An 11026-nucleotide genomic window follows, 5' to 3' on the forward strand; every position below is an offset into this window, starting at 1 on the left:
TTAATTCTTTCATTTCTTAATATTCACAACACTCAATTGTTCCAGGGTTTTTATTTCCTGACGCTTAAGGATGAAGGCTGCGACGAGCAGCAATGCGTACACCGCAAGCACTATGGTCACCGTCGTCATGATCGAGACTTCACCGAACAGGCCGAAGCCCGATCCGTAGAATAAAACCACCATCACGAAATTGAAGGCGATGTACAGTGTGAGCCCCTTCTCCCCTGCGGCCGCAAATAATGCGCGCACCTTCTCAGGCAGGAACAGGCTCAAAAGCAAGAGCGCCATGAAGTAGCCCGCACCGAGCAGCGGCCCACCGAAGTAAATTGCGAATGTCGTCGCTGCAAATGAGCCGAGTGAGAGGATCTCGATGATCTTTATCATGATCCCGCCCAAGATGAGCGCCGCCGCCACTGCGGTCATCATGCCCGCATTGTTCCTGATGAGCCCGCCGGTGCTGAAGTGGTGGAGGACCATGCCGAGGAAGATCCACGGCAGTATCGAGAGCGTCCACATGAACCAGCTGCCCAGCTGGTAAGTCATGAACACTTCGATGTTCAGGCCGATGATCGCGAAGTAATCCGATCCGCCGAAGACGCTGCTGAAGCGGTTCACCTGCTGGATGCTCGAGTAGATGATGTCACCCGGCGAGCCGAACCCGCTCCACAGTATGATCAGGCCGTTGAAGACCAGATGGAGGGCGAATAAAAACCCGAATGATGCGAGAATGATCTTCCAGTCGAGCCGGAGGAAAAGTGCCGCGATGATGCTCATGATTATGATCCCGGGCAGTGCGTCGAATCCGAATAAAAACACCGTCGAAATCATGATGAAGAACAGCATGACGACGAGCGTCAGGATGACGTTCAGCGGCCGGTGCGCCCTGAATGTCATCAGCAGGTAGCCTGCAGCGATGGATATCAGGGGCACCACCGCCCCGCCGATGAACATGTTCATGATCTGGAAGTTCGTCCTTTCGGCGCCGTGGAAATATTCATAAGGGTTGATGACGTCAAGCGGCACCGAGAATCTCATCCCGTTATACAGTGCCAGCAGCAGGATCGCGGCACCGATTATAAAAAATATATGTTGTCTATAGTCAGTCTTCAACTTTTATCGCTCCATATAAAAAGAAATACAGATATACTTCCACTTCCCTGCCGAGCGCTTTTTCAGCCGAACGGCGGTAAATATCCATCTGTGTTTTATAACGTTCCGCAAGTTCCCGCTTATCTGCACCGGGCGGCACCCAGTCGGTCTTATAGTCGATGATGGTGTAGTGTCCATCGATCTCCAGAAGGCAGTCCATGATCCCCTGGACGATCTGATCTTCATGCTCCGAGTAGCCGATTGCCTGCTGATTCATTATGAAGGGGATCTCCGTATGGATCTGCTTCTGGTTTTCAAGCAGTTCCATCATCACGGGATCATTGAAGAACCTCGAGATGTTGTCCTTTATCCTGTACACATGGACGTCGGTCAAAAACGTCTCCCTCTCACGGATCGTTGAAATCAGCCGGTCGATGTACGCTTCCGACTCACCGGCACCGAGTGCGGATAATTTCGGCCAGTCATTCATCAGATGCATCATCACTTCATGCATGACCGTCCCGAAGATCGGTGCTTCGACACCCCGGTTCAGGAATTCCGGCTCCCTTAAGTTGACTTTCCGCGTATGACGGACGATTTTGGCATCATCCGGATGCGTGCTGTTTTTGCGCTTGATCTCGGTGACGGACTCCTTATGCACAAGGTCCGTGAGACCCGGGCTGTGGTAGCGGTGGCTGAACTTGTCATACAGCCCGTCCCCCCGGCCCGCGTCCACATTTAAAAGCGTCTCCGGGGACAGATGGTACATCTTCTCCTCTTCGGCTGCATCCTCGATTTCGACATCGATGAGTTCAAGGAAATCATACTCTGCATCGATCAAGTATTTCAGGACCGGGAAGATCAGTTCCTGCACGCTGTTGATGTTCAGCCTGTAATCGGCGAGCACCATGCCGCCGTTGTAGAGATATTTCTCCTTCTGTTCCTTCTTGAAGACGACGGGTATCGTCAGCTGCTCCACCGCCCGCGTCATCGCCACATAGATCAGGCGCATCTCCTCTGAGATTGTCTCCTTCTTGATGTATTCCTGCATGACGATTGAATGGATGCTCGGCAGGATCGTATTGTCACGGCTGTTGAAACGTTTGAAGCCGATGCCGTAATCCGCATGCACGATCACCCTGGCATGCAGGTCCCTGAAATTCAGATTCCTGTGGATGCCGGCATAGATGACATGATCGAACTCGAGCCCCTTCGATGCATGGATCGTCATCACCCGGAGGATGTCGTCATCCGGCGACACGGTGTTCTCTTCGCCGAAGTCCTGTCCGTCTGCGATCATCCTTGTGATCGTCGTGATGAACTGGTAAAGGGAAATATGCGACATCTCCTCAAATTCCATCGCCTTCTCGACAAGCCCGTTCAGGTTCGCCCGCCTGTTCTGCCCGCCCGGCAGGCCTGAGAAATATTCCAAAAGATTGAACTGGTAATAAATTTCATCGATCAGTTCGGGGACGCTCAAATACCGCTCCTGTGTGCGCAGTTCATCGAGCACCGTGAAGAAACCGTCCAGCCGCTTCTTCAGATCGTCCTCCGCCTCGTACTCCCGGGCCGCTTCGTACATGTAGACCGCTTCCGATCCGGCGCGGATCTTCGCAATATCCTCCTCGCTGAAATCGAACTGCGGCAGGCGCATCGTGCCGGTGAAGTGATCGTCCTGCAGCGGATTGTCGATGATCGACAGTATGCTCAGGAGCGAACGCACTTCAAGGGTGTCGAGGTAACCGGTGCGGTTGTTGACGTAAACCGGCAGACCCGCTTCACTCAGCATTTTCCGGTAGTCTTCATTATCCGTCGTATTGCGCGTCAGGATGACGATGTCCCTATAATCCGCCCCGCGTGACACTTTCTCCTTGATGACATCGATGATGTGCCTGATTTCGGCATTCCCTTCGATCTCATCCGCTTCTTCGATCACATGGAGCTCCTGTCTGATTTCCGGTGCATCCAGATAGTTGCCCTGGACGAGCTTCTGGGTGTCATCATATTCGATTTCACCGACCGTTTCATCCATGATCCTTTCAAACAGGCTGTTGGTCAGATCCAGCACTTCGCCCCTCGACCTGAAGTTATGGTTCAAATTGATGATCTTCCCGCTGCCAGGCTTCCTGAAGCGGTTCGCTTTTTCGATGAAGAGCGACGGGTCCGCCTGCCTGAATTTATAGATGGACTGTTTCACGTCCCCCACCATGAACAGGTTGCCGTCCTTCTCATCCCCGCTCTTGATCAGGGAGATGATCGCCTCCTGCACCCGGTTGATGTCCTGGTATTCGTCTATCATGATTTCCTTAAACTGCTCCCGGTAAATTTCAGCCACTTCATGATCGTTTGCATTCAGTATCGCGAGGGCATAATGCTCATAATCGGAGAAGTCCATTTCATTCCGGAGGTTCTTCTGATGCCTGAAACCCTGGAGCACATCGATGGCGATGCGGATGAGGGTGTTGTTCATCTCATTCATCGGCGACAGTTCATCCACCGCATCCCCGACCGTATAGGCAGGGAGTGACAATAATTCACTATAGGACTGCTTCACTTTATTCTGAGTGTCGGTCAGGTGTTTCTTCTCATAGGGATCGGCGATCTTTTTGAAGAATGCCGTCCGCCCGTCCTTCAAGGAGAAGGGCGGCAGATTGACGGCTTCGCCGCGGAGGTTCGCCTCCACTGCCCGCTCCACCGCACGCATCAGATCCGCCAGTGCGTCAAATGCATCGCGCTTCTGCGTCTCCTTGATGTCTTCATGATAAATGGCGTGGTACGCCTTGTGCAGTTCCTGGAGCGACGTTTCGAGTGCGATCAGCTTATGCCTGATGATTTCATTATATGCATCGACGATGGCCTCAAGATGCGACACGTCTTCATACTGGTCGATCCGGCTTTCCAGAAATCTGAGCGGATCCGGGCTTGCGACCGCTGTGAAATACAGGCTTTTGATGATTTCCACCAGGCCGCTGTTGTTCTTATCCGAAGATGTCATGAACGTCAGATCCGTGAAGACATCCGTCCCCTCCGCATAATAGTCCTCAAGCACCCGGTCTATGACGCCATCCAGCCTGATCTGGCCTTCTATATCCGACAGCGTCCGCATATCCGGCGAAATGCCGATGACGTTGTAGTGCATCCGTATGAGGTAGAGGCAGAAGCTGTGGAGCGTCGAGATATGCGCCCCGTTCAGCTTCAGTATCTCCTCGTTCAGCCTCGGGTCCCCCGTCTCCGCATGCTTTTTGCGCAGTTCCTTTTCAATCTTTTCCTTCATGTCCCTTGCACTCATGTTCGTGAAGGTGGAGACGAGCAGTTCATCCACAGAATACCTGCCGCCCACGATGTTCTGTATGATCCGCTCGACGAGCACGGTCGTCTTTCCGCTGCCTGCTGCGGCAGAAATCAGTATGTCCGAGCCCGTGTAATGGATCGCTTCATATTGTTCATCCGTCCAGGTCACCATCAGATGCCACCTCCCTTTCAAACGCTTCAATTTCCGATTCATCCACTTTGTTCTCCCGCATCTCCCGGGCATTCATCAAATAGTCCACCCGACAGGCGAATTTGAAATCACAGAAGCTGCAAGGCAGCACATCCCCCGTCGACATCGGGTTGACTTCGTTCGCCCCTGAATAAATTTCATCCGTCACTTTTTTATACATCTCGATCACGTAGTCCGCATAATGGCGGAAAAGTCCCGGGCTGAAATACCGGCCCTTCGTCATGCCGTTGATCTTGCCTTTGGCACTCACCGTGATCGGATAGAATTCGCTGTAGTCCTTATACTCCTCCATCGAGGACAGGAGCCCGGTCAGGCCGATCGAGGACTCGTCCATATATTCATCGTACTCGGGATGTTCATTGATGAAGGCGCCGTCGGGCTTGAGCTGTTTATTCTGCTCCTTCAGTATTTCGGCGGGTTCCGTCTCCGCCTTCAAATTGAGCACTGGGTCTTTCACCGGGAAGAAGAGCATGCTGTTCGGCCGCACTTCGCCTTCGAACAGACCGGTGCCGTTCGTTGTCAACACATGCATGTAGGTGATCATCTGCAGCTCGAGGCCGTTCAGTATCCCTGCACGCGAAATCTTCCTCGTGCTCGATTTGTAGTCGATCAGGTTGACATAGGAATTGCCGCCGCTTTCATATACATCGATGCGGTCGATCTTACCCCTCAAGGAAATCTTCCTGCCTGCATCACTTTCAAGGATGACTTCGCCGAGGGAATCGCGTGATTTGCCGAACCCGAGTTCGACATGTGCAATTTTGTACTCGCCGAGGCGCTCGATGTCCCGCATGAAATAGATCAGCCGGGTCAGCGCATCCTTCGCCCTCCGCTTCAGCGAAGCGTTGTAATATGAATCATTGAAGATGCCGTGCTGTATCGCTTGAGCTTCCTCGTCGATCGCCGTTTCCGTGACTTTTTCGATGTGCGCTTCCTCATGCTGGAATGTGAAATCCAGCTTGCGCGTCACATTTTCAAGCACATGGTGATAGAGGTTACCGAGGTCGAGCGGCGCCACCTTGTAAGGCTGCCTGACGTTCAGCTTGAGGCCGTAATTTGCAAAGTGCTGGAACTGGCAGCGGTTGAATGACTCGAACCTCGAGACGCTGGCATGCATCGATTCGCCGTAAAGCGCTTCGGCGGTGTCCGGTGTGACGGGTGTTGCGCGGTTGTCATCGGTGAGGCTCAAGTTCAGCCTCCTGTACATGCCGGTCGTATCATGGCTTTTGATGATCTGGTACAGCCGGATCCATGTCGCATACTCCGGATAGCGCGCGAGCTCACTGATCGGGGCATTGTGTATGCCGAGCAGCTCCCTGAGCTTCAGGTGGATCAGCGCCTCCATGCTGCGTGCCGACGACACCAGTTTTTCAGGCTCGAACTTCCCATACAGGGACGTCCGGCGGTACACGAGATCCCTCTGATAGTCATGCTCCGGTATGATCTCCTCGACGAACGGGCTGATCTTCGTCGGCTCCCCGCCCTGCAGCGTGTTGGAAAAGCTGATGTGGAGCCCCTCACTTGCCCGGGTCGCCCCGTGGTAGAAGACGAACCGCTCATCCTGTGCGAGCACTTTGGCACTCGGCGAAAGGATGATGTCATGAGCTTCGAAGAGTTCTTTTTCCTCTTCCCTGATGAGCGCGTTGCTCCGCGTCTCTTTCGGCATCACATTACGGTTCATGCCGATGATGAATACATGCTTCTTGTTTTCGACTTTGGCGAGATCCAGATTGCCTATGATGACCTGGTCGATCGTCGACGGGAGCAGGCTGAATTCCGCATTCAAAAGGCCGTCCTTGAACGTTTCATGGAAAATTTCAAATGAGACGGGCTCCTCCCTGAAGACGATGTATGCATCATCCAGCATCTTCACGAAATGGTTGAATGCCTGCTCCGTCTCATCACGCTTCACGATGTCGCCGGTCTCCTCAAGTGCGTGGATTTCCGCTTCGACCTTCTCCATGATGCCCTCTTCAGCGAGGAACTCATGGATGATCGTAATGTACTGGAGGACGTTCTCCGCTTCGTCGAACCGGTCGAACAGGCGGGACAGGCGGCCCAGCACATCATTTTTGAAGGTCAGGAGGTCCGCCACTTCATCGCTCACATCAATTTCCCTGATCTCACCTTCGCCGTCCCTGAATCTCCTCACCGTGAAAAGCTCGTCCTTGAAAAGTGCGCTTCTTGTCAGTCCGCGTTCAAGTGCGAAGTTTTCAAACTGGAAGATGAAGTCCCGCTCTTCTGGTCCTGTCATGTATTCCGCCTTCAGCACATCCATCAGGGCGGTGAATTCGAACCTGCGCATGTAGCATTCCAGCACCGAAATGATGAACTGGACGAACGGGTGGGAGTGCATCGGCACCTTCTGGTCCACATGATAGGAGATGTCGAACCGCCGGAATATCGATTCGATATGGCGGATGTAGGCCTCATCGCGGTAAAGTATCCCGATCTCCCTGTAATGGATGCCGTCTGCTGTCAGCCGCTCGATCTCACGTGCGACATTCGTGACCTCATCGATGATGTTCGGCGACTCCGTGATCGAGATGCCATCATAGAGGGTCATGGGTTTTCCTTTTGAAAAATATTCCTCAAGCTGGATCAGCCCCATTTTGCCGGAACGCCTGAACTCATCTTCGAAATGGACGATGTTGACCGCGCTGCCGAGCAGCTCCTGGAGCCGTGTGATGCTCGCGTCCGTCTTTCTGAAGAGGGTTTTATTCTCACCCTTATGGGTGAGCAGTATATTGACCGTCTTCACCCGCTTCGCGAGGGCCGCAATCAGCTGGAACTCGCTTTCCGTGAAGTTGTGGAAACCGTCGATGTAGATCACGGCGTCTTTCAGCACTTTGATGTCGGGGTTCATATCCAGTGCCGTCATGAATGTATTGATGATGTTCAGGTCTTCTATATTGAGCTCGCCGATGAGCTCGAGCCAGTTCTGATAAATCCGCGTCAGGTCGTAAAGCTTGTCCTGGTAGCGTTCCTTTTCGGATCTGACGCTGCCGATGTCGTCGACCGACACCTGGTATGTCCTGAATTCCTTCAGCATATCGAGCACTTTTTTGGAGAATCTGATGTACTGGCTCGAATCCTGATAATATTTGAAGCTCTCCTTCATATCATCCATCAGCTTATGCAGGAGCATCACCTGGCCGCTTTCACTCAGCGTCTCGCGGCTGTTTCCGCCGATCTCATTGAATATATGCCAGATGAACCTCTGGAAACTGAACACGCCGGCCCGGAGGCTGCCGGTGAGGTTTTCATTCCTGCCGGCAGTGAGTATGCGTTCATACTGCAGTGTGTTCTGGGTCGGTGTGATGATGTAGATGCTCGAGCCGAGCGGCTCATCCAGCGTGATCGCCTCGATTTCCTTAAACATCTGGTCCGTCTTACCCGTACCGCTGACGCCCGTCCAAATATTGACTCTCATGGTCCCACTCCTTTATAAGTAAATAAAAGACACCCTGAAAAAAGGTGTCTTCATATGGTTAAAAATTGACTGTGATCTCGTTCAGCGGCCAGAACCTGAGCTGGACTTCACCGACGATGCTGTCTTCATGGATCAGCCCGAAGTCGCGTCCGTCCCTTGAAACCGGACGGTTGTCACCGAGCACAAGATAGTGGTCTTCCGGGATCACATCCCCCTCCACCCCGAGGTCACTCAGTGTGAAGTTGTCCATGTACGATTCCCCGGTGTGTACCACGTAATCCTCTTCTAGCGGCTCCCCGTTGACATAGACCTGCTGATCCCGCATCTCGACCTCATCACCCGGCGTGCCGATGACACGCTTCACATACGCCGGACCCATATCCGAATCGAATACGACGACTTCCGGGTATTCATAATCGGTGAAGTTATCCATGAATTTATTGACGACGACGCGGTCGCCGTCCTGCAGCGTCGGATCCATGCTGAGTCCGTCGACCGTATAGGTGACGAAGAAGAAGGTCCTGATCACCACGATTAAAATTATGGCGATCGCAATCGCCATCACCCATTCCAGAATTTCTTTTTTCACTGGGATGCACCTCTATTTTTTCAATTTCTTATTCAAATAACGCTGATACCATTTCGAGAAAAAGTATAATAACGCCAATAACAAAAGCGAGACGACAAGGCGCACCGGCGAATTGAAGAATTCCGTGATGTCATAGCCGACCAGCGCCATCGAGCCGATCATGATCAGTTTGGCGGCGACCAGTATCAGCAGATACACTTCACTCCTCATATTGGACAGGGCCGCAATCACGTTCACGACGGATGTCGGGGTGAAGGGCAGCGCCAGCATGATGAAGGCGAATGTGAACCCGCGTTCATCAACGAAGCGGAGCAGCCTTTCAAGGTTCTCCCTTTTGTGGATATACCGCTGGGCCGCATTCCGGAACAGGAATCTGACGGTCAGGAAGACAAGGAAACTGCCTATCACAGTTGCCGAATAGCTCATTGTGAAGCCGACGAGGAAGCCGTAGGAATTGATGTTTAAAATGACGATGGCAAACAGCGGCAATACCGGAAGGAAAGCTTCCAATATGACCAGGAGAAAACCCGCCAATATGCCGAATTGCTCGAACTGTTCGAAGATGGACTGTATGCCTTCCTCGGTTGTGAATAACTCTATCAGACGCTCCAATGAAATGACCCCGCAAAAAAGATTATAGGCTATATTGCAATAATATAGCCTATTCCAAGATTACATTTAATTATATAATTTTTAGCGGAGTCTGTCATTCAATTCCTTCTGTAATGCTTCGAATCCGGGTTTGCCGAGCAGTGCGAACATGTTCTTCTTGTAGGCCTCGACACCGGGCTGGTCGAAGGGGTTGACCCCGAGCAGGTAACCGCTCATCGCACAGGCAAGTTCAAAGAAGTACACAAGGCTGCCGAATGTCCGCGCCGAGAAATCCGGGACGGTGATGAGTATATTCGGCACGCCGCCATCCACATGGGCGAGCATCGTGCCTTCGACCGCTTTTTTATTGACGGCATCAACCGTCATGCCGGAAAGATAATTCAGGCCGTCGAGATCTTCTTTATCCGATTCGATTGTGATGTCGCTCATCGGCGCCTCGACATTGATCACCGTCTCGAAAAGGCCGCGCCGGCCGTCCTGGATGTACTGGCCCAGTGAATGGAGGTCGGTCGTGAAATTCGCACTGTGCGGCAGGATGCCTTTATTGTCCTTCCCTTCGCTTTCACCGAACAGCTGCTTCCACCATTCGGCAAAGTACTTCAGGCGCTCGTCATAATTCGCAAAAAGCTCCGTGTGATACCCTTTTTTGTACAGGATGTTCCTGATTGCGGCGTACTGGTAGGCCGGGTTACGGGAAGTGTCTTTATATGAAAGTTCCTTTTTTGCATTTTGTGCGCCTTCCATCACCGCATCGATGTCGATGCCGGAAGCGGCCATCGGCAGAAGTCCCACCGCGGTTAGGACAGAATACCTGCCGCCGATGTCGTCCGGCACCGTGAACGTCGCATAGCCTTCCGCATCCGCGAGCTGCTTCAATGCACCTTTGCTGCGGTCGGTCGTGACGTATATCCGGTCCCTTACATCGTCGTACTTCTCTTCCAGCAGCTGCTTGAAGATGCGGAATGCGATTGCCGGCTCCGTCGTCGTCCCGGATTTGCTGATGACGTTGATGGAGAAATCCTTGTCCGCGAGATGGGTTTTAAGTTCATTCATATAATGTGCAGAGAGGTGATGTCCTGCGAAGATCACTTCCGTCCCTTCTTTTTCGAAAGTCGGGTTCAGCATTTCGAGGGCCGCCTTCGCACCAAGGTAGGAGCCGCCGATGCCGATCACGACCAGCACATCCGAGTGGCCGTTGATCGCCCGTGCCGCTTCTTTGATCCTTTCGAACTCATCCCTGTCATAAGTTTCCGGCAGGTCCGTCCAGCCGAGGAATTCGCTGCCGGCCCCCGTCCCGTTCACGATTGCTTCGTGCGCCGCTTCTATGTATGGCTCAAGCATGCCGATTTCATGATCGCCCGCAAAATTCCGGGTATGCTCAAGATCCAGCCGAATAAAATTCTCAGTCATCAAACCATCCCTTTATAAATGTCTTTTAATTAATTGTAGAAATGTACAGACAGGAAATCAACTGATATCCCTTTGTGCCGGTGCGGGGCGGCGGTGGAGTTATGGTGCGATGCGCCCTGGTGTGACATAAGTCGGTAGTGAGGCGGGAAGTTATGTCACAAAACGCCTTCCTGTGACATAAGTCGGTGGTGAGGAGCGAAGTTATGTCACAAAACACCCTCCCGTGACATAAGTCGGTAGTGAGGCGGGAAGTTATGTCATAAAACGTCTTCCTGTGACATAAGTCGGATGTGAGGAAGTCAAGTCCATAATCCTGTGTAATAAGGATTAAAGTACAGATATGTAGTTACTCAGTATGTGGGGTTTCCCGCCCCAGCCATGGCTGGGGCGG

6 protein-coding genes are annotated in these 11026 nt (G+C 52.5%); all 6 read right to left on the reverse strand.

The genetic code is table 11. The annotated features are described in order from the left end of the window. Window positions 1-9: 9 nt before the first annotated feature. Window positions 10-1110: a DUF418 domain-containing protein gene (locus tag CRN96_RS12645; protein ID WP_097042785.1), complete on the reverse strand. Its 1101-nt coding sequence runs from the start codon at window positions 1108-1110 to the stop codon at window positions 10-12. Continuing rightward, a complete protein-coding gene (gene addA, locus CRN96_RS12650) occupies window positions 1100-4594 on the reverse strand; it encodes a helicase-exonuclease AddAB subunit AddA (protein WP_245844712.1) in 3495 nt (1164 codons plus the stop codon). Before addA ends, CRN96_RS12645 begins: the two co-directional genes overlap by 11 nt. Next, window positions 4533-8024 (reverse strand): PD-(D/E)XK nuclease family protein, encoded by a 3492-nt coding sequence (locus CRN96_RS12655; RefSeq protein WP_097042789.1) that lies wholly within the window; start codon window positions 8022-8024, stop codon window positions 4533-4535. Before CRN96_RS12655 ends, addA begins: the two co-directional genes overlap by 62 nt. 58 nt (window positions 8025-8082) lie before the next feature. Continuing rightward, window positions 8083-8613 carry a signal peptidase I gene (gene lepB / locus CRN96_RS12660; RefSeq protein WP_097042790.1) on the reverse strand — a complete coding sequence of 177 codons (531 nt, stop codon included), beginning with the start codon at window positions 8611-8613 and terminating at the stop codon, window positions 8083-8085. Between the two features lie 12 nt (window positions 8614-8625). Beyond that, window positions 8626-9225 carry a TVP38/TMEM64 family protein gene (locus CRN96_RS12665; protein ID WP_097042792.1) on the reverse strand — a complete coding sequence of 200 codons (600 nt, stop codon included), beginning with the start codon at window positions 9223-9225 and terminating at the stop codon, window positions 8626-8628. 81 nt (window positions 9226-9306) lie between these two features. Next, the gene (locus CRN96_RS12670) at window positions 9307-10635 is read right to left on the reverse strand and encodes a glucose-6-phosphate isomerase (RefSeq protein ID WP_097042795.1); all 1329 of its coding nucleotides are present in this window, start codon (window positions 10633-10635) and stop codon (window positions 9307-9309) included. Window positions 10636-11026 lie beyond the last annotated feature (391 nt).

Source organism: Salinicoccus kekensis, assembly GCF_900220995.1.
GTDB lineage: Bacteria > Bacillota > Bacilli > Staphylococcales > Salinicoccaceae > Lacicoccus > Lacicoccus kekensis.

Excerpts from the sequence above, each read along its gene's own strand:
- addA (WP_245844712.1), bottom strand. The coding sequence starts at position 4,594 with ATGAATCGGAAATTGAAGCGTTTGAAAGGGAGGTGGCATCTGATGGTG.
- CRN96_RS12655 (WP_097042789.1), bottom strand. The coding sequence starts at position 8,024 with ATGAGAGTCAATATTTGGACGGGCGTCAGCGGTACGGGTAAGACGGAC.
- CRN96_RS12670 (WP_097042795.1), bottom strand. The coding sequence starts at position 10,635 with ATGACTGAGAATTTTATTCGGCTGGATCTTGAGCATACCCGGAATTTT.